Source organism: Micromonospora sp. PTRAS2 (assembly GCF_054052245.1).
Genome location: NZ_JBSWBU010000008.1, coordinates 85,695 through 104,651 on the forward strand (window position 1 = coordinate 85,695; position 18,957 = coordinate 104,651).

The 18,957-nt window shown below is 73.3% G+C and carries 17 protein-coding genes; 13 read left to right on the top strand and 4 right to left on the bottom strand.

The annotated features are described in order from the left end of the window. Positions 1–51 precede the first annotated feature (51 nt). The gene (locus ACVMYR_RS23350) at positions 52–423 is read right to left on the bottom strand and encodes an ArsR/SmtB family transcription factor (protein ID WP_077939650.1); all 372 of its coding nucleotides are present in this window, start codon (positions 421–423) and stop codon (positions 52–54) included. A 300-nt stretch (positions 424–723) separates the two neighbouring features. On the opposite strand from ACVMYR_RS23350, the gene ACVMYR_RS23355 reads away from it, so the two are divergent. From ACVMYR_RS23355 to ACVMYR_RS23400, 10 genes are all read left to right on the top strand, one after another. Beyond that, on the top strand, positions 724–3,435 hold the full coding sequence (locus tag ACVMYR_RS23355; protein WP_457122745.1) for a family 78 glycoside hydrolase catalytic domain: 2,712 nt from the start codon (positions 724–726) through the stop codon (positions 3,433–3,435). After that, on the top strand, positions 3,432–4,412 hold the full coding sequence (locus tag ACVMYR_RS23360; RefSeq protein ID WP_141723664.1) for an ABC transporter permease: 981 nt from the start codon (positions 3,432–3,434) through the stop codon (positions 4,410–4,412). The genes ACVMYR_RS23355 and ACVMYR_RS23360 overlap by 4 nt, the downstream gene beginning before the upstream one ends. Beyond that, a complete protein-coding gene (locus ACVMYR_RS23365) occupies positions 4,409–5,299 on the top strand; it encodes an ABC transporter permease (RefSeq protein ID WP_353901560.1) in 891 nt (296 codons plus the stop codon). Before ACVMYR_RS23360 ends, ACVMYR_RS23365 begins: the two co-directional genes overlap by 4 nt. Continuing rightward, a complete protein-coding gene (locus tag ACVMYR_RS23370; RefSeq protein WP_457122746.1) occupies positions 5,296–6,327 on the top strand; it encodes an ABC transporter ATP-binding protein in 1,032 nt (343 codons plus the stop codon). The genes ACVMYR_RS23365 and ACVMYR_RS23370 overlap by 4 nt, the downstream gene beginning before the upstream one ends. Then, complete coding sequence (locus ACVMYR_RS23375) at positions 6,324–7,316, top strand: ABC transporter ATP-binding protein (protein WP_077939655.1); 993 nt, start codon at positions 6,324–6,326, stop codon at positions 7,314–7,316. Before ACVMYR_RS23370 ends, ACVMYR_RS23375 begins: the two co-directional genes overlap by 4 nt. Positions 7,317–7,395: 79 nt before the next feature. Beyond that, positions 7,396–8,988: an ABC transporter substrate-binding protein gene (locus ACVMYR_RS23380; RefSeq protein ID WP_431897339.1), complete on the top strand. Its 1,593-nt coding sequence runs from the start codon at positions 7,396–7,398 to the stop codon at positions 8,986–8,988. Between the two features lie 47 nt (positions 8,989–9,035). After that, entirely contained in the window at positions 9,036–9,833 is a 798-nt protein-coding gene (locus tag ACVMYR_RS23385) for an SDR family oxidoreductase (RefSeq protein WP_457122747.1), read from the top strand. Positions 9,834–9,881: 48 nt separating this feature from the next. Then, on the top strand, positions 9,882–10,811 hold the full coding sequence (locus ACVMYR_RS23390; protein ID WP_043968336.1) for an NAD(P)-dependent oxidoreductase: 930 nt from the start codon (positions 9,882–9,884) through the stop codon (positions 10,809–10,811). 3 nt (positions 10,812–10,814) lie between these two features. Beyond that, entirely contained in the window at positions 10,815–11,747 is a 933-nt protein-coding gene (locus tag ACVMYR_RS23395; RefSeq protein ID WP_043968337.1) for a zinc-dependent alcohol dehydrogenase, read from the top strand. Between the two features lie 50 nt (positions 11,748–11,797). After that, a complete protein-coding gene (locus ACVMYR_RS23400; RefSeq protein ID WP_457122748.1) occupies positions 11,798–12,580 on the top strand; it encodes a hypothetical protein in 783 nt (260 codons plus the stop codon). A 58-nt stretch (positions 12,581–12,638) separates the two neighbouring features. Here ACVMYR_RS23400 and ACVMYR_RS23405 read toward each other — a convergent pair whose 3' ends face one another. Further along, positions 12,639–13,496, bottom strand: coding sequence for a fumarylacetoacetate hydrolase family protein (locus ACVMYR_RS23405; RefSeq protein ID WP_396793196.1), 858 nt, complete (start codon positions 13,494–13,496; stop codon positions 12,639–12,641). Position 13,497: 1 nt separating this feature from the next. After that, positions 13,498–14,286 (bottom strand): IclR family transcriptional regulator, encoded by a 789-nt coding sequence (locus ACVMYR_RS23410; protein WP_158229488.1) that lies wholly within the window; start codon positions 14,284–14,286, stop codon positions 13,498–13,500. Positions 14,287–14,455: 169 nt separating this feature from the next. On the opposite strand from ACVMYR_RS23410, the gene ACVMYR_RS23415 reads away from it, so the two are divergent. From ACVMYR_RS23415 to ACVMYR_RS23425, 3 genes are read left to right on the top strand one after another with little or no spacing between them, the layout of a single operon-like run. Continuing rightward, positions 14,456–15,229, top strand: a complete 774-nt coding sequence (locus tag ACVMYR_RS23415) for a (Fe-S)-binding protein (protein ID WP_457122749.1) — start codon at positions 14,456–14,458, stop codon at positions 15,227–15,229. Next, the gene (locus ACVMYR_RS23420; RefSeq protein WP_457122750.1) at positions 15,226–16,674 is read left to right on the top strand and encodes a LutB/LldF family L-lactate oxidation iron-sulfur protein; all 1,449 of its coding nucleotides are present in this window, start codon (positions 15,226–15,228) and stop codon (positions 16,672–16,674) included. The genes ACVMYR_RS23415 and ACVMYR_RS23420 overlap by 4 nt, the downstream gene beginning before the upstream one ends. Continuing rightward, complete coding sequence (locus ACVMYR_RS23425) at positions 16,671–17,342, top strand: LutC/YkgG family protein (RefSeq protein ID WP_457122751.1); 672 nt, start codon at positions 16,671–16,673, stop codon at positions 17,340–17,342. Before ACVMYR_RS23420 ends, ACVMYR_RS23425 begins: the two co-directional genes overlap by 4 nt. A 33-nt stretch (positions 17,343–17,375) precedes the next feature. Here ACVMYR_RS23425 and ACVMYR_RS23430 read toward each other — a convergent pair whose 3' ends face one another. Beyond that, positions 17,376–18,956, bottom strand: a complete 1,581-nt coding sequence (locus tag ACVMYR_RS23430; RefSeq protein WP_457122752.1) for a long-chain-fatty-acid--CoA ligase — start codon at positions 18,954–18,956, stop codon at positions 17,376–17,378. Position 18,957 lies beyond the last annotated feature (1 nt).

Genomic DNA, 18,957 nt, shown 5'->3' on the forward strand with positions numbered 1-18,957 from the left:
ATCTTCCGCGTCGCGTCCCGTGACCAGCTGCCCGAGAGCCTCGACCGAGGGTCAGCGGGTCTTCCGCGTCGCCCGCTTGCGGGGCGGGGTCAACAGGTCGGCGATGGCCGCGATCGCGGACGGCACCAGCCGGTAGTACGCCCAGACGCCGCGCTTCTCGCGTTCGAGCAGGCCGGCCTCGGTGAGGATCCGGAGGTGGTGGCTCACCGTCGGCTGGGAGAGCCCGAGCGGCGCGGTGAGGTCGCTGACGGACGCCTCGCCTTCCGGGGAGGACTGGATCAGGCTGAGCAGCCGCAGCCGGGCCGGGTCGGCGATCGCCTTCAGCACCCCCGCGAGCCGCTCGGCGTCGGCGCGTTTGATCGGCTCGCCGGTGAGCGGCGAGACGACGGGCGGGGCGGTTCTCGGAGTTCCCACGCCCCTCATGGTCGCACCGACATCATCGATCGGGCGGTGGATCCGGAACTCGGGTGTCGGCACCAGCCTGCGGGGTGACGTCCGGCCGGACAGGCCGGCGACGGGGGGTGGCCGGGTCGGTCGGATGGTGGAGGCGCCTCCTGTCCGGTCGCGGAGCGCGGACGACGTTCCGGTGGAGTTCGGGAATGCGCTGGTCAGCGAGGAGCGGGGCGGGAGGTTCATGTATATGAACTTATGTTCTTATCCTTGACAGTCGAGCGCGGCCTGGCAGACGATGCCGGGCGTGTGCAAAATCCCTGTAAACAATCGGTGCCAACAACCGACATCGGCCGGCGCGCGATGACCGCCGAGCCGGGGTGCGGGCCGCGCGGGATGCGGGTCGGTGGGCGGGTCGCACCACTCGGCGTGCCCGGCACGGCACCCCACCTGTCCTGGTCGGTGCCGGGCGGTGCGGAGATCGACCCGGATCGCGGGTTCCAGGTGTCCGTGGCGGCCTCCCGGCAGGCGGTCGAGTCGGACAGGGACCTCGCCTGGGCCACCACCTGCGCCCGGCCCTGGACGGTGTACGCGGGCCCGCCCCTGACCTCGCGCGACCGCCGCTACTGGCGGGTCACCGCCACCGACCGCTCCGGCCGCCCGGTCAGCAGCGCGACGGCGGCCTTCGAGGTCGGGCTGACCGACCCGGGGGACTGGTCGGCCACCTGGATCAGCGCACCCGTGCCCACCTACCGGCGGGAGAGCTGGGACCCCTGCCCGTACCTGCGGCACGAGTTCGACGTCGACGAGGTGGGCACCGCCCGGGTCTACGCGAGCGCGCTCGGGCTGTACCGGCTGTGGCTCAACGGCGTCGAGCTGACCGCCGACGCGCTCTACCGCCCCGGCTGGACCGACTACCGCACCCGGGTCTACCACCAGACCTTCGACTGCGGGGCGGCCCTGCGTCCGGGCCGCAACACCCTGGCGGCCGTCCTGGCCAACGGCTGGTACGCCGGACGCCTCGGACTGCTGCGCGAGCCCGGCTTCTACGGCGACCGGCCGGCGCTGCTGGCCCAACTGGAGATCGACGGCAGGCCGGTCGCCTCGACCGGCACCGGTTGGCGCGCCGGACACGGGGCCCTGCAGGCGACGGACCTGCTGCGCGGTGAGTCCCAGGACCTGCGGCAGGAACCACCGGGCTGGCGGCTCGCCGGCTTCGACGACGCCGAGTGGGCGCCGGCCGAACCCTTCGCCGGGGTCACGCCACCGGTCGAACCGCAGCCCCACGACCCGATCACGACCTACCAGGTGCACACCGGCCGGCTCGTGCACGAACACGCCCGGGGCCCGGCCGTCTTCGACTTCGGGCAGAACCTGGTCGGTTGGACGAAGCTCACCACGAGATGCCTGCCGTCGGTCGAGTTGATCGTGCGCCACGGCGAGATCCTGACCCCCGAGCAGCTCGTCTACCGCGACAACCTGCGCGGGGCCTTCCAGGAGGACCGCTTCGTGGTGCCCGACGCCGGCCCGCACCAGCTCGCCACGTCGTTCGCCATGCACGGGTTCCGCTACGCGGAGGTCTGGGGCCTGCCCAGCCAACTGCCGCACCACAACTTCACCCTGCTGCCCGACACCTCGATCGAGGCGGTCTCCGTCACCGGACTGCCCAGCCCGGTCGGCGAGTTCGCCTGCTCCGACGAGCACCTGACCCGCCTCGCGGCCAACGTGGCGTGGACCGTCCGTGACAACTTCCTCGAAGTGGCCACCGACTGTCCCCAGCGCGACGAACGCCTCGGCTGGTTGGGGGACGCGGGGGCGATCGCGCCGACCGCCGCGTACCACTTCGACGTGTCCGCCTTCCTGGCGAAGTTCGCCCGGGACGCGGCGGACACCCAGGGCCCCGACGGGGAGATCCGCAACTACGCCCCGGCGATCCCGCCCGCCAGCATGCGGCCCGGGGCGCCCGGCTGGTCCGACGGCTTCATCCGCCTCGTCCACCTGCTCGTGCAGCGGTACGGGGACCTGCCGACCGCCGAGCGGCTGTTCGCGTCGATGGTCCGCTTCCTCGACCACGTCGACCGGGCCAACCCGGCCGGGCTGCGGGTCAACGAGGTCGGGGCCGACTTCGGTGACTGGCTGTCGCTGCCGGAACGCGACGGCCTGGAGCTGCACCCGGGGTACGCCTACACCGGCGCCTACTCGACCACCCCGACCGCCATCGTCGACACCGCCCACAGCTACCGCTCCTTCGTCCAGCTCGCCCAGATCGCGGCCTGGCTGGGCAGGGACCGGGAGGCGGCCCGGCTGGCGGACCGGGCGGCGGCGATCCGCGCCGCGTACCGTGCCGCGTTCCCGCTCGCGACCGGCGACGTCGCGGACGCGACCCAGGCCGCGTACGCGCAGGCGGTCGGATACGGGCTGCTCACCGGCGCCGAGGCCCAGGAGGCGGCGGACCGGTTGCGCGCGGCCATCGAACGGGTCGGCCACGTCACCACCGGCATCCACGGCGTGGAGCACGTCCTGCCCGTGCTCTGCGCCCACGGGCACGCGGACTTCGCGCTCGAACTCCTGCTGCGCAGGCAGATGCCGAGCTGGCTGTACATGGTCGACCAGGGCGCGACCACGATCTGGGAGAAGTGGGACGGCATCCGCCCCGACGGCACCCTCGCCACGGCCGAGATGAACTCCTTCAACCACTGCGCGCTCGGTGCCGTGGGCCGGTTCCTGTTCGAGCACGTCGCCGGCATCGACGCCACCGAGACCACCTGGACCGGGGAGATCACGGTGCGGGCCGCGTACTCCGCCGCGCTCGGCTGGGCCCGCGCCGCCTACGACAGCCCGGCGGGCCCGATCGGCAGCTCGTGGCGCTGGGCGGGCGACGTGGTCGAGCACGAGCTGCGGATCCCCGCGACCGCGTACGCCACCGTCCGGGCACCGGCGGGCGCCCGGCTCGTCGCGGCCGGCCAGGGCGGCGTCGGCGGCACCGAGCTGCGGCTCGGCCCCGGCCGGCACACCGTCGCCGTGCACGGGCTGGTCGCGCCGTGACCCCCGGGTGGCCGCTGGCCCGTACCGTGCTGCTGAAGCTCGTCCGGCTCGCGGCGGTGCTGTTCGTGGTGTCGCTGCTCTGCTTCCTCAGCCTCAGCCTGCTGCCCGGCGACCCCGCCCAGGCGATCCTCGGCGAGTCCGCGTCGCCGCAGGCGGTGGCCGCGCTGCACGAGCAGCTCGGGCTGGACCGGCCGTTCCTGGAACGCTTCCTCGGCTGGCTCGGCAACGCGGTGCAGGGTGACCTCGGCCGGTCCTACGCGACCAACCAGACGGTCGCCCAGATCATCGCCGAACGGGCCCCGGTCACGATCGAGCTGATCGTGCTCAGCCAGCTCATCGCGATCGCCGCCGCGATCCCCGCCGCCGTGGCGGCCGCCGCCCGCCGCGGCTCGGCCGTGGACCGGGGGATGAGCCTGTGGGTCTTCACCGTCCTGTCGACGCCCAACTTCGTCGTCGGATTCGTCCTGATCTGGGTGTTCGCGGTCCAGCTCGGGCTCTACCCGGCGAACGGCTACGTCCCGGTCAGCGCGGGGATCGGCCAGCACCTCGGCTCCCTGCTGCTGCCCTCGCTCACGCTGGCCGCCGCACCGTTCGCGCTCTACCAGCGCGTGCTGCGCGCCGACCTGGTCGAGACGTACGGCCAGGAGTTCATGCAGGTCGCCCGGGCCAAGGGCATCTCGCCGCTCCGCGCCGCCATGCGGCACGCCTTCCGGCCGAGCCTGCTCAACCTCACCACCTCCGTCGGCGTCACCGTGGGGGTGCTGATCGGCTCGGACGTGATCGTGGAGACCCTGTTCAGCCTGCCCGGGCTCGGCGCCGAACTCGCCCACTCGGTCAGCGCCCGCGACTACGCGGAGGTGCAGGGCCTGGTGCTGGTGATCGCCGCCGCGTTCGTGCTGATCAACGCGGCGGTCGACCTGATCTACGGGCTGATCGACCCGCGGCTGCGGGCGCGAAGCAAGGCGGTGACCCGATGAGTCTCGACGTCGCACCCACGGCACCGGCCACCGTCGCCCCGGCCACGCCGAAGACCCCCGCGCGGTCCGGCCGGCGGTGGCGGGTGACCGACCTGCTGTCCATGGCCTGGCTGGTGCTGCTGGTCCTGTCGATGCTGCTGCTGCCGACCGTGCTCGGCCTCGACGACCAGAAGATGGCCGCCGCCGACCGGTTGAGCGGGCCGTCCGCCGCGCACCTGCTCGGCACGGACAACTACGGGCGCGATCTGCTCGCCCGCGCCCTGTCCGGGGCGCGGGTCTCCCTGTTCATCGGCTTCGGGTCGGTCGCCGCCGCCGCGCTCGTCGGGGTGCCGCTGGGCATGCTGGCGGGCTACCTGCGCGGCCGGTTCGACGCGGTCGTCTCGTTCGTGGTGGACGTGATCCTGGCCTTCCCGGGCCTCATCCTCGCCCTCGCCCTGGCGTCGTTCCTCGGCGCCTCGATCACCAACGTGCTGATCGCGATCACCGTGCCGATGACACCGGTGTTCGTCCGGTTGGCCAAGGCGCAGACCCTGGCGGTCGCCGGCCGCGAGTACGTGGAGGCCAGCCTGGTGATCGGCACCCCGGCCCGGTCCATCCTCTGGCGGGACGTGCTGCCGAACATCCGCACCGCCGTGCTGTCGTACGCGCTGGTCAGCATCGGCACCGCGATCCTCATCGAGGGCGGTCTGAGCTTTCTGGGCCTGGGCGTGCCCTCGCCTCAACCCTCGTGGGGAAGCATGATCAATCTTGGCCGGTCCTTCATCGCGAACGACCCGTTGCTGATCGTGGTGCCGGCGGTGTTCATGCTGCTGACGATCCTCAGCCTGAACCTGCTCGCCGACCGGTTCCTGTCCGGGGCGGACGCCGTGACGGGCGGTGTGCGATGACCGGGGACGCCCTGCTGAGCATCCGTGACCTCGTGGTGGAGTTCCCGACCCCGGCCGGGCCGGTGCGCGCCGTCGACCAGGTCAGCCTCGACCTCGGCTTCGGCGAGCGGCTGGGCATCGTCGGTGAGTCCGGCTCGGGCAAGAGCGTCCTGGCGCGTACCGCGATGGGCCTCACCCGCACCAGGGCGGCCCGGGTCACCGGCCAGGTCCGGCTCGCCGGCCACGCCGTGCTCGACCTGAGCGAGCGGCGCCGCCGCGCCCTGTGGGGCCGGGAGGTCGCCATGGTGTTCCAGGATCCGCTCAGCGCCCTGCACCCCATCACCCCGATCGGGGAGCAGATCGCCGAGGCGGTGCGGCGCGATCCCCGGGTGACCCGCCGGCAGGCCGCCACCCGGGCCGTCGAACTGCTCGAAACGGTGGGCATCCCGCTGGCGGCGCAGCGGGCCCGGTCCCGGGCCCACGAGCTGTCCGGCGGGATGCGGCAGCGGGTGGCGATCGCCATGGCCGTCGCCGGTCGACCCAAGCTGATCTTCGCGGACGAGCCCACGACCGCCCTGGACGTCACCGTGCAGGCCCGCATCCTCGACCTGTTCGACGCCCTGTGCCGGGAGTTCGGCATCGGGCTGGTCATGGTGAGCCACGACCTGGGCGTGGTGGGCCGGCACACCGACCGGGTGGCGGTGATGTACGCCGGCCGGATCGCCGAGCGCGGTCCCGTGGCCGACGTCTTCGCCCGCCCCGGCATGCGCTACACCAGCGCCCTGATGGCCGCGATCCCGCGGGCGGACGTGGCGCGGCAGGTCCTGCCCAGGCCGATTCCGGGGTTGCCGCCGAACCTGCTGGACCCGCCGCCCGGCTGCCGGTTCGCGCCCCGCTGCGGCTTCGCGTCCGACCGGTGCCGCACGGCGCAGCCGCCGATGACGGCGCGTGCGGCGGGGGCCGGGCACGAGTTCGCCTGCTGGCACCCCGGCGAACCGGCGGTCGGCGCGGCGGTCGCGCCGCACCAGGACAGGGAGGTGGCGGAATGACCGCCGAGCGAAGCGCCCCGGTGTTCGAACTCAGGGACGGCTCGGTCCGCTACGGCACCGGCCCGGTCGAGGCCGTCTCGCAGGTCTCGGTGCAACTGCACCGGGGCGAGATCCTCGGCCTGGTCGGCGAGTCCGGCTGCGGCAAGTCCACCACCGCCCGGGCCATGCTGGGCCTCGTCCCGCTCAGCGGCGGCACCCTGCTCCTGCACGGCGAGCCGGTGCGGCGTCACGACCGCCGGCTGCGCCGGTCTGTACAGGCGATCTTCCAGAACCCGGCGGCGTCGTTCAACCCGAAGCGGTCCCTGCTCGACTCGGTCGCCGAGCCGTTGCGGGTGCACGGGCACGGCACCCCCGCCGAGCGGCGGCGGCGTGCCCTCGCCGAACTGGACCGGGTGGGCATCACCGAACAACTGGCCCACCGCCGGCCCCGGGAGGTCTCCGGCGGCCAGTGCCAGCGCGCGGCGATCGCCCGCGCCACCATCCTGCGCCCCGAGATCCTCGTCTGCGACGAGCCGGTGTCCGCGCTGGACGTCTCGATCCAGGCCCAGATCCTGGAACTGCTGGCCGAGCTGCGCGCCGAGCAGGGGCTGGCCATGCTGTTCATCTCGCACGACCTGGGCGTCGTCGCGTCGCTGTGCGACCGCACGGCGGTGATGTACGCCGGCCGGGTGGTGGAACAGGGCGGCGCCCTCGACATCGCGCACGACCCGCGCCACCCCTACTCCGTCATGCTGCAGGACTCCGTACCCTCCCTTGACCTGGCCGCCGCCCGGGCGCCCCGGGTCCAGCCCACCCCGGGTGCCGAGGACGTCGACGGCCGCCAGCTGGCCGGCTGCCGGTTCGCCACGCTGTGCCCGTCGGTGACCACCGCCTGCACCACGTCGTCGCCTCCGCTGCGGCAGATCGCGCCGCGCCACGAGGTGGCCTGCGTCCATCCCTTCCCGTCGACCACCCCGCGTGTCGCGGCGCAGCCGTCCAACACGGTCTGACCCAGCCTCCGGGCTGCCCGGCCGGCCCGCCGCGACACGGTTCCACCACCCCCGAACCCGTCATCCGAAAGGCCCCGACATGCCTTTTCCCCCAGCCCGCCGCCGCTTCGGCCGGGCGACAGCCCTGCTGCTGACCCCCCTGTTGGCGGTGGCCCTGACCAGTTGCACGACGAAGGCCGGCACCGGCGACACCGGTGGCGACACCGCGCCCCGGGCCGGCGGGACGCTGACGGTCGCCCTGGCGGTCGAGGTGACGACCCTCGACCCGAGCAAGGGATCGGCCAACGCGATGGCGCTGGTCGGCTCGTCGATCTACGACACCCTCATGGTCGTTCCCAAGCTCGGCGACCAGCCCCAGCCCAACCTCGCCAAGTCGCTGACCGCGAGCCCGGACAAGTTGACCTGGACGATGACCCTGCCCACCGGGGTCCAGTTCAGCGACGGCACGCCCTTCAACGCCGAGGCGGTGAAGTTCAACCTGGAGCGCGGCATGGCCAAGGGCTCCACGGCCGCGGCGCTGCTGTCGTCGGTCAAGTCGGTGGAGGCCCCCGACGAGACCACCGTGCTGCTTCGCCTGAAGGAACCGTTCGCCAGCCTGCCGTACGCCTTCGCCTACGACGGCTCCGGCACCGCGGGCTACATCGCCTCGCCCACCGCCCTCAAGCAGTACGGCGACGACTACACGGCCCACGCGGCCGGCGTCGGACCGTTCAAGCTGAAGTCCTGGTCGCCCGGCAAGCCGGTCGAGCTGGTGCGTAACCCGAACTACTGGAACAAGGACCGGCAGGTCTACCTGGACCAGGTCGTCATCAAGACGATCGCCGACCCGCAGAGTGCCTACCAGGCCCTGCAGGCGGGTGACATCGACCTGATGTCGACGGTCAACCCCACCCTGATGCAGACGGCCAAGGCCGACAGCCAGGTCAACTTCGTCCAGGGGGTGGGCGGCGACCAGGACGCCGTCATCCTCAACCTGACCCAGCCGCCGTTCGACGACCTGCGGCTGCGGCAGGCGGTGTCCAAGGCGCTCAACCGGCAGGAGATCGTCGACCTGACCACCGAGGGCTTCGGCAAGCCGGCGGTCAGCCTGTTCCCCGAGGGGAACGCCTTCCACGGCACGGCCGCCGACCCGGGATTCGACCTGGCCGGAGCCAAGGCGCTGGTCAAGGAGTACGAGACGGCGACGGGCCGGAAGGCGACGTTCTCGTACACGTGCAACACCATCCGCCCGGCCACGGACGTCATCGTCGCGCAGCTCAAGGCGGCCGGCTTCGATGTCACGCTCGACGCGCTGGACTACTCGGCGTGGGTGGCGGCCTTCTTCGGCAAGAAGTACCAGGCGATCTGCTGGACCATGGCCGGCTTCCTGACGCCGGACCTGCTGCCCTACCGGTTCCTGTACTCCGGTGGCGACCTGAACACCGGCGGGTTCACCGACGCGACGTTCGACGCCCGGGTGACCGCGGCGCGCGCCGAGTCCGACCCGGCCAAGCGCAAGCAGCTGTGGAACGAGGCGGACACCGTGCTGACCACCCAGCTGCCCTGGGTGTGGACGACCAGCGCGCCGATCGGCTTCATCTGGTCCAAGCGGATGCACAGCGCCGACTACGACGAGCCGAGCCGGCTGCGCTACAGCGTGCCCACCTTCGCCAACGCCTGGGTCACGAACTGACGCCGCCGCCGGTCACGCGACCGGCGGCCTGAGGAAGGGAACACCACATGGAGTGGATCGGTCGGGTCGGTGCCGTCACCGGGGCAGCCTCGGGCATCGGGGCCGCGACGGCGCAGGAGTTGGCCGCCCTCGGCGTGCACGTCGTCGCGATGGACATCGACCCGGCCGGTCTGTCCGCCACGGTCGCCGCGATCGAGGCCGCCGGGGGCGCCGCGACCGCCGCCGTCGTCGACGTCGCCGAGCGGGCCGCGGTGCAGGACGTGATCGCCGGTGTGGCGGCGGGGCACGGACGCCTCGACCTCGTCGTCAACTGCGCCGCGACGTTCCTGGCCCGTGGCCTCGACGTGACCGGCGCCGACTGGGACCACGTGCTGCGGGTCAACGTGCAGGGCATCAGCAACGTCGTGCAGGCGGCCCACCCCCTGCTGGCCCGCGCCCCGGGCGCGGCGGTCGTCAACACCGCCAGCATCTCGGCGCACGTCGCGCAGCGGTCCCGGTGGACGTACAACACGACGAAGGCCGCGATCGTCACGCTGACCAGGTGCATGGCGATGGACCTCGCCCCCGACGGCATCCGCGTCAACGTGGTCAGCCCCGGCTGGATCTGGACCCCCGAGGTCGCCCGGGCGGCGGGCGGCGACCGGGCCGCCTGGGAGCCGGTCTGGGGCCGGTTCCACCTGCTGCGCCGCCTCGGGGAGCCGGTGGAGGTGGCCCGCGCCATCGCCTTCCTGTGCTCCTCTGACGCCAGCTTCATCACCGGCACCGAACTGCCGGTGGACGGCGGCTACCTCGCCATGGGGCCCGAAGGGCTCGGGGACGACTCGTCCTTCGCCGGCTCCCGGTAGCACCGCCCGCCCCGCGGGGCGCATCGACTAGTGATTCGAGGAACGACAGTGACCACCAACATCGTCATCACCGACACCAACCTGGGGGACGGCTCGATCGAACGAGCCGTGCTGGCCGGCGACTTCGCGGTCAGCCGGTTCGACGCCAGGACCGAGGACGCCGTCCTCGACGTCGCCGGCGACGCCGACGGGCTGCTGGTGCAGTGGGCGCCCATCACCGACCGGGTGCTGGCCGGGCTGCCCCGGCTGCGTGCCGTCGTGCGCTACGGCATCGGCCTGGACAACATCGACCTGGCCGCCGCCGCCCGGCGGGGGGTCGAGGTGCGCAACGTCGACGACTACTGCCTGGCGGAGGTCGCCGACCACAGCATGGCGGCCGTCTACGCGCACAACCGCCGGCTCACCACGGCCAGCCGGTCGTGCGCCGACGTGGGGTGGACCACCGCGGGCATCGCCCCCGCGCTGCCGCCCGGGCAGGACCCCGTCGGCGTCGCCGGCTTCGGCCGCATCGGCCGCGAGGTCGCCTCGCGGGCCCTCGCCCTGGGCTTCCCGGTGCACGTGTGGGACCCGTTCGTCTCCGACGTGCCCGCCGGCGTCACGGCGCACCCGACGCTGGTCGAGCTCGCCGCCGCGGTCAACCACCTCACCCTGCACGTGCCCGCGACGCCACAGACGCGCGGGATCGTCGACCGCGCGGTGCTCGACGCGCTCGGGGCCGACGGCCACCTGGTGAACACGGCCCGGGGCGCCCTCGTGGTCGAGACCGACCTGCTGGCGGCGCTCGACGCCGGCACGCTGGGCTTCGCCTCGCTCGACGTGCTGGCCAGCGAGCCACCCGAGCAGACGTCCGCGAAGCTGGCCGGGCACCCGCGGGCCCTGGTGACCCCCCACCTCGCGTACCTGTCGACGGTGTCGCTGCCGCAGTTGCAGCGGCGGGCCGCCGAGATCCTGCGCGACCTGCTGACCACGGCGGGCTGACCGGTGCGCGCTCTCGTCTTCACCCGGCCGAACACGGTGGAACTGCTCGACGTCGCGCCGCCCGTGCCGTCCGACGGTGAGGTCGTCGTCGCCGTCCGCGCCGTCGGCATCTGCGGCAGCGAACTGCACGGCATCGGCGACTCCCACTTCCGCAGCCCGCCGCTGATCATGGGACACGAGTTCTCCGGCACCACGAGCGACGGGCGTCGGGTCACGGTGAACCCGCTGCTGAGCTGCGGCACCTGCGACCTGTGCGGCCTCGGCCGCGAGCAGTTGTGCCGCCGCCGGCAGATCCTCGGCATCCACCGGCCCGGCGCGTTCGCCGAGCACGTGGCGGTGCCCGAGCACGCGCTGCACCCGCTGGCGCCCACGATGTCGTTCGAGACGGCCGCGATGATCGAGCCGCTGGCGAACGCCGTGCACGCCCTGAACCTGGCCCGCCCGGCCGAGGGCGCGCGGATCGCGGTCCTGGGCGCCGGCACGATCGGCCTGGTCTCGCTGCTCGTCGCCCGCCAGTACTCCGACGAGGTGACGGTCTGCGACCTGTCCGAGGCCCGCCTGGCGGTGGCCGAGCGCCTCGGCGCGGCGGCCGTCGGCCCGACCCTGACCGGCGAGTTCGACGTCATCATCGACGCGGTGGGCGCCGCGGCCACCCACCGGCTGTCGGTGCAGCGCCTGCGTCCGGGCGGCACGGCCGTCTGGGTGGGCCTGCTCAGCGGCGACGCCGGCTTCGACGGACAGCAGATCGTCCGGGAGGAGAAGCACGTCGTGGGCTCGTACTGCTACACGGGTGCCGAATTCGCCCACGCGGTCGCCCTCGCGGAGACGGTCGCGCTGGACTGGACCTCACCGTTCGACCTCGCCGACGGGGCCACCATCTTCACCGAGCTGATGCGGGGCCGCCAGGACGTGGTCAAGGCGGTGCTGCGGCCGTGACGGCGCGGCGACGACCCCTGCCGGCCGACCCCAAGGAAAGGAGGAACGCCATGTACGGCGTGCGGCTACTTCATCTCGGTGACGGTGACGTGCCGGGGCCCGAGGTGTACTGGATGTCGGACTGGGACCGCTGGTACCGGCTCGCCTTCCAGGCGGTCCTGATCCAGGGCCCGGGCGTCAACGCGCTGGTGAGCACCGGCCCGGCCCGGGATCTGGGCCCGATGAACGCGCGGTGGGCCACCTTCCTCGGCGAGCGGGCCGCCCTGCGGCGGGACCCCGGGCAGTGGCTGCCCGACCAGTTGGCCGCCCACGGCCTCGCCCCCGAGGACATCACGCACGTCCTGCTGACCCCGTTGCAGCTCTACACCACGTCGAACGTGCCGTTCTTCCCCCGTGCGCAGATCTGCCTGACCGAGCGGGGGTGGACCCACTTCCACCGGACGACGAAGCACCCGCACGACGACCGCTGGTCCTCCCTGTCGCCGGAGGTGCTGCACCACCTCACCCACGAGGCGTGGGACCGGGTCCGGCTGCTCGCCGACGAGGACGAGGTCGTGCCCGGCATCCGTACCTGGTGGACCGGGTCGCACCACCGCGCCTCGATGGCCGTCGAGATCGACAGCACCGTCGGCGTCGTCACCGTCACCGACGCCTACTTCACCCGCCGCAACCTGGACTCCGACCATCCGATCGGGATCTGCGAGAACATCTACGAGGCCATGGCGGCGCACGAGCGGGTGCGACGGGTCGCCGACGTGCCGCTGACCCTCTACGACGCCGACCAGCTCACCGCGTACCCGGACGGGCTGGTCGCCGAGCCGCCCGGGCGGTGACGTGCCCGGGGTGCGCTTCCCGCTGTCCGGCCCGGCCGGACAGCGGGAAGCGGCGGGGTCAGCCGGCCGCTCGGTGCCCGACGACGGTCTGCTCCTGCCGGCCCAGGCCCTCGATCTCCAGGGCCACGACGTCGCCGACCCTGAGGTAGGGGAACCGGCCGGACAGCGCGACGCCCTCCGGGGTGCCGGTGTTGACGACGTCGCCGGGCATCAGCAGCATGTGCTGGCTGAGGTGGACGATCAGCTCGGGCACCGAGAAGATCATGTCGGCGGTGCTGGAGTCCTGCCGGGGCTCACCGTTGACCCAGGACCGCAGCCGCAGCCGGCCGGGGTCGAGCTCGCTCGCCGGGCGCAGCACCGGCCCGAGCGGGTTGAACGTCTCCGCGCACTTGCCCTTGGACCACTGACCGCCGGAGACCTCGATCTGGAAGGCGCGCTCGGACAGGTCGTTGGCGAGCGCGTAGCCGGCCACGTAGTCCAGGGCGTCGGCCGGGTCGGTGAGGTGGCGCGGCGTGCGCTTCATGACGACGGCGAGCTCAACCTCCCAGTCGGTCTTCGTCGACCCGAGCGGCAGGATGACGTCGTCGTCGGGGCCGACCACGCAGCCGGGGTGCTTGAGGAAGACCACCGGGTGCTCCGGCGGTGCGGCGCCGGACTCCGTGGCGTGGGCCGCGTAGTTCATTCCGATGCACACCACGGCGGGCGGGCGCGCGATCGGTGCGCCGATCCGCTGCCCGGCCGTGTCGACCGGGTCGAGCGTGCCGGCGGCGAGGGCGGCGGCCACCCGCTCGATGCCGTCGGTCTCGAAGAAGGAACCGTCCAGGTCGGCGGTGAGCCCGGTGAGGTCGTACTCCCGGCCCTCGTGGCGCACGGCCGGGCGTTCCTTGCCGGGAGCGCCGAAGCGGAACAACTCCATGTCAGTCCCTTCGTGTCGTGGGTGCGGCGCCGTCCCGGTAGCCCAGGCGCAGCGAGAGCTGGTGGGCCGTGGAGCAGAGCGTGTCGATGGTGCGCCGGATGAGTTCGGGTGTCTTGCGGACCTCGGGAATGGAGACGCTGATGGCGGCCCGGGTGGTGGCCCGCAGGCCGTTCAGCGGGGCGGCGACGCAGAAGACGCCCGGGGTGTACTCGCAGTTGTCGATCGCGTACCCGTGCGTGCGGGCCTGCCGGACGGCGGCGACGAGCTCGGGGAGCGAGGTGACGGTCTGCGGCGTGTACGGGACGAACTCCGTGTCGGCGAAGCGGTCCCGCAGGTCGTCCTCGTCGAGCTGGCTGAGCAGTGCCTTGCCGATGCCGGTCGCGTACGCCGGCAGGCGCACGCCGACCCGGGAGGCGAGACGCAGGTGGTGATCCGGATCGACCTTGGCGATGTAGACGTTGTCGGTGCCGTCGAGGGTGGCGAGCTGGACCGTCTCGTTCAGCGTGTCCCGGAGGGTCTCCATGTACGGCAGCGCGACCTTCTCCAGGTCGTTGATCGCGACGTAGCTCTGGCCGGCCTGCCACAGCCGGATGCCGATGCGGAACCGGCGGGTGTCGGGGTCCTGTTCGAGGAAGCCCCGGGCCGTCATCGTCATGAGCAGCACGTAGGTGCTGCTCTTGGGGAACTCCAGGCGGCGCTGGACCTCGGTCAGGGTCAACCCGTCACGGTGCTCGGTCAGCAGGTCGAGGATCGCCAGCGTGCGGTCTGCCGACTTGACGAGAGTGCTCATAGGAACGGACCTGTTCATGTAGATGAACCATGGTTTTGATACTGGTACCATACAACCTCGTCGCCGCCCGTGGGTCACCGGGTCGGGTGGCACGCCGAAAGGACATCGATTGGGCCAGGATGCCGGGCCTTCCGCCCGTACCGTCGCGTCAGCTCCGTCCCCGGTCCGGGTGGCGCTGTTCGTCACGTGCCTCGTGGACGGGCTGGTGCCCCGCGTCGGCGCCGCGACGGTCGCGGTGCTCGAACGGCTGGGCCTCGACGTGGCCGTGCCCCGGCGACAGACCTGCTGCGGTCAGCTCCACGTGAACTCCGGCTACCCGGACCAGGCGCTGGCCCTGGTCCGCAACCACGTCGCGGCGTTCGCCGACGCCGAGGCGATCGTCGTGGCCAGCGGCTCGTGTGTGGCGGCGATCCGGCACCAGCACGTCGAGCTCGCCCGGGCGGCCGGCGACGAGGGGCTGGCCGCCGAGGCGGCCGCCGTCGCGGCACGCACCTACGAGCTTTCCGAGTTCCTCGTCGACGTGCGCGGCGTGCTGGACGTCGGTGCGTGGTTCCCCCACCGGGTGACGCTGCACCAGGCGTGCCACGCGCTACGCCTGCTGCGCACCGGCGACCGGGCGCGACGACTGCTGGACCGGGTCGAGGGCATCGAACTCGTGGACCTGCCCGACGCCGACTCCTGCTGCGGCTTCGGTGGCACCTTCGCGCTGAAGAACGCGGCGGTGTCCGCCGCCATGCTCGCCGACAAGCTGCGGGCGGTCGACGCGACCGGCGCGACCGTCGTCACCGCAGGTGACGCCTCGTGCCTCACGCACCTCGGCGGCGGGCTCTCCCGCGCGGCGGCGGGGGCCCGCACCGTGCACCTGGCCGAGATCCTGGCCGCGACCCGAGATCGACCGTGGGCACCGCCCGGTGCTCCACCGCCCCCGAGGAGACGACCGTGACGGTGTTCCTGGGCCTGCCCACCGCGTCGCCCGGCGTCGGCAACCTGCACGCCGCGACGCCGTTCCCGGCCGCCGCCGCCGAGGCGCTGCGCGACGACCAGCTGCGGCGCAACCTCTCGCACGCCACCCGCACCATCCGTGGCCGGCGACTGCAGACGGTCGCCGAGCTCGACGACTGGGAGCAGCTCCGGGCCGCCGGAGCCGCCATCAAGGACGACGTGCTCGACCACCTCGACCGCTACCTGCTCCAGCTCGAACAGGCGGTGACCGCCCGCGGCGGCACGGTGCACTGGGCCCGGGACGCGGCGGAGGCCAACGCCATCGTCGTCGACCTGGTCCGGCAGGCCGGCGCGACCGAGGTGGTCAAGGTCAAGTCGATGGTCACCGCCGAGATCGGCCTCAACGAGGCCCTGGCCCAGGGCGGCATCGATGCCGTCGAGACCGACCTGGCCGAGCTGATCGTGCAACTCGGCCGGGACCACCCCAGTCACATCCTCGTGCCCGCCATCCACCGCAACCGGCGGGAGATCCGCGACATCTTCCGGCGCGAGATGGCCGGGGTGGACCCCGCGCTCGGCGACGAGCCGGCCGAGCTGGTCGAGGCGGCACGGGCCCACCTGCGGCAGCGGTTCCTCACGGCGCGGGTGGCCGTCTCCGGGGCGAACTTCGCGATCGCCGAGACGGGCACCCTGGCGGTCGTCGAGTCCGAGGGCAACGGGCGGATGTGCCTCACCCTGCCCCGCACCCTGATCACCGTCATGGGGATCGAGAAGGTCCTGCCCAGCTGGCGCGACCTCGAGGTGTTCCTGCAACTGCTGCCCCGCTCGTCGACCGCCGAGCGGATGAACCCGTACACGTCGATGTGGACCGGCGCGGTGGAGGGGCAGGAGTTCCACCTCGTGCTGCTCGACAACGGGCGCACCGCGACCCTGGCCGACTCGGCTGGTCGGGCGGCTCTCCGCTGCATCCGGTGCTCGGCGTGTCTGAACGTCTGCCCGGTCTACGAGCGCACGGGTGGGCACGCGTACGGCTCGGTCTATCCCGGGCCGATCGGCGCGGTGCTCACCCCGCAACTGACCGGGGTGGCCGACCACCCTCACCTGCCGTTCGCGTCGACCCTGTGCGGGGCCTGCTTCGACGCCTGTCCGGTGGCGATCGACATCCCGCGCATGCTGGTGCACCTGCGGGCGCAGGCGGTGGCGGCGGGCGCGCGGCAGCGGCGGCTGCCGACGTCCGAGGCCGCCGCGATGTCGGTGCTCGGCTGGTTCATGTCCAGCCCGGGGCGCTGGTCCGCCGCCCTACGGGCGCTGTGGCTGGGGCGGGTCCTGGGCCGGCGTACCGGTTGGATCCGCCGGTTGCCGCCGCCGATGTCGGCGTGGACGAGGTCGCGGGACGCGCCCCGCCCGCCGCGCCGCCCGTTCCGGGCCCGGGGGAGGCGGCGGTGAGCCGCGACATGCTGCCCGCCGGCGGGACCGGACGCGACGCCGACGCCGCGCGGGCCGAGGTGCTGCGCCGGGTCCGGCTCGCCGTCGGAACGCAGCCGCCCGGCGGCGGGGTGTCCCGGGACTACCGGGGCGTCGGCGCGCGCCCGGCCGACGACCCGGTCGGGTTGTTCGTGGAACGGCTGACCGACTACCGGGCGAGCGCGTACCAGTGCGGTGCGGACGAGGTCGGCGCGACGATCGCCGGCATCCTGGGCGAGCGCGGCCGGACCCGGATCTGCGTCCCCCACGGCCTGCCCGCGCGGTGGACCGCGCCCGGTTGGCAGGTGGTCGGCGGCGACGCGCCACCGGACCCGGTCGCGCTCGACGCCTTCGACGGCGTGGTCTCCGGTTGCGCCCTGGCGATCGCGCTCACCGGCACGATCGTGCTCGACTCGGGGCCGGGCCAGGGCTGGCGCGCGGTCACCCTGGTTCCCGACTACCACCTGGTGGTGGTGCGTGCCGACCAGATCGTGCCGGCCGTGCCGGACGCGATCGCCCGACTCGACGCCACCCGGCCGATGACCTGGATCAGCGGGCCCAGCGCCACGAGCGACATCGAGTTCGACCGGGTCGAGGGGGTGCACGGTCCGCGCACCCTGGACGTGCTGGTGGTGGCCGAGGGCCGGTAGGCCGAGCCCTGCCGGGCACCGGCAGAGCTCGGCCTACCGGGCGGTGGCGCGCAGCTCGACCTTGCGGACCTTGCCCGAGGCCGTCTTGGGCAGGTCGCCGAACTCGATGCGGTCGGGCACCTTGAAGGCGGCCAGGTGGGCCCGCACGTGGGCGCGCAGCGCGTCCGGGTCGGCGGGCGCGCCGGGCCGCAGCGTCACGAAGGCCACCGGCCGCTCGCCCCAGCGCTCGTCGGGCACCGCGACCACCGCGGCCTCCAGCACCGCGGGATGGCTGCACAGCACCGCCTCGACCTCTATGGACGAGATGTTCTCCCCGCCCGAGATGATCACGTCCTTGGCGCGGTCGCGCAGTTGGAGGTAGCCGTCCCGGTGCCGGACCCCGAGGTCGCCGGTGCGGAACCAGCCGCCCGGTCCGGCCTCCCGGGTCGCCGCCTCGTCCCGGTAGTAGCCGAGCATGACGTTGTTGCCGCGGATCGCGACCTCGCCGACCGTCTCGCCGTCGGCGGGGACGTCGTGTCCGTCGGCGTCCAGCACCCGCAGCTCGCACGAGACCACGTTGGCCACGCCCTGCCGGGCGCGCAGCGCCGCCTGCTCCGCAGCCGGCCGGTCATCCCACTCCGGCCGCCAGTCGCAGATCGCCGCCGGGCCGAAGGTCTCGGTCAGCCCGTACAGGTGCGTGACGTCGAAGCCGAGCGTCGCGCACCGGCGCAGCAGGCTGGGCGACGGCGGCGCGCCGCCGACCGCGACCGTGACCTGCCGGCCCGCGACGGCGCCGGCCGCGTCCGCCTCGGCGAGGGACACAAGCACCGTGGGCGCGGCGCACAGCATGGTGACCCGCTCGTCGCGGATCAGTTCCCAGACCCGATCCGGCGCGACCCTGGGCAGGCAGACGTGGGTGCCCCCGGCGGCGGTCACCGCCCAGGTGAAGCTCCAGCCGTTGCAGTGGAACATCGGCAGCGTCCACAGGTGGACGGTGTCGGCGCCCAGTCCGAAGTGAGCGACCATCGCCAGCGACTGGAGGTAGGCGCCCCGGTGGTGGTACATCACCCCCTTGGGGCGGCCGGTGGTGCCGCTGGTGTAGTTCAACGCCATCAGCGCCCGCTCGTCGGTCACCGGCACCCGGCGCGGTGGCGCGGCGGCGAGCAGTCGCTCGTAGTCCGCGCCGCCGTCGACCAGCCGCACCCCGGGCAGCGCCCGGACGATCGTGGCGGCGAACCCGGCGAGATCCGGGTCGTGCAGCAGGACCCGGCAGCCGGCGTGGTCGAGGATGTAGCGCAGTTCGTCGGCGGCGAGCCGGGTGTTCAGCGTGACGAGGACCGCGCCGCCGTAGAGGACCCCGAAGTGCGCCTCCAGCATGAGGTGCGTGTTCGGTGCCAGGACGGCGACCCGGTCACCCGGCCGGACGCCGAGGTCGGCCAGCGCACCGGCCAGGCGCAGGCACCGGTCGTGGAACTGGTGGTACGTCAGCCGTAGCGCGCCGTCGACCACCGCCAACCGGTCGGCGTGCACCGCCGCGGCCCGGTCGAGGAAGGCGGTCGGGGTCAGGGGTTCGAAGCTGAGGCTGCTGTGGGGCCCGTCCCGGTCGGCACGGCCCGCTCGGGCGCTGCTCGCCATA

Coding starts and splice junctions, on each gene's coding strand:
- ACVMYR_RS23350 (WP_077939650.1), bottom strand. CDS start 423: ATGAGGGGCGTGGGAACTCCGAGAACCGCCCCGCCCGTCGTCTCGCCG.
- ACVMYR_RS23365 (WP_353901560.1), top strand. CDS start 4,409: ATGAGTCTCGACGTCGCACCCACGGCACCGGCCACCGTCGCCCCGGCC.
- ACVMYR_RS23370 (WP_457122746.1), top strand. CDS start 5,296: ATGACCGGGGACGCCCTGCTGAGCATCCGTGACCTCGTGGTGGAGTTC.
- ACVMYR_RS23375 (WP_077939655.1), top strand. CDS start 6,324: ATGACCGCCGAGCGAAGCGCCCCGGTGTTCGAACTCAGGGACGGCTCG.
- ACVMYR_RS23380 (WP_431897339.1), top strand. CDS start 7,396: ATGCCTTTTCCCCCAGCCCGCCGCCGCTTCGGCCGGGCGACAGCCCTG.
- ACVMYR_RS23385 (WP_457122747.1), top strand. CDS start 9,036: ATGGAGTGGATCGGTCGGGTCGGTGCCGTCACCGGGGCAGCCTCGGGC.
- ACVMYR_RS23400 (WP_457122748.1), top strand. CDS start 11,798: ATGTACGGCGTGCGGCTACTTCATCTCGGTGACGGTGACGTGCCGGGG.
- ACVMYR_RS23405 (WP_396793196.1), bottom strand. CDS start 13,496: ATGGAGTTGTTCCGCTTCGGCGCTCCCGGCAAGGAACGCCCGGCCGTG.
- ACVMYR_RS23410 (WP_158229488.1), bottom strand. CDS start 14,286: ATGAGCACTCTCGTCAAGTCGGCAGACCGCACGCTGGCGATCCTCGAC.
- ACVMYR_RS23430 (WP_457122752.1), bottom strand. CDS start 18,956: ATGGCGAGCAGCGCCCGAGCGGGCCGTGCCGACCGGGACGGGCCCCAC.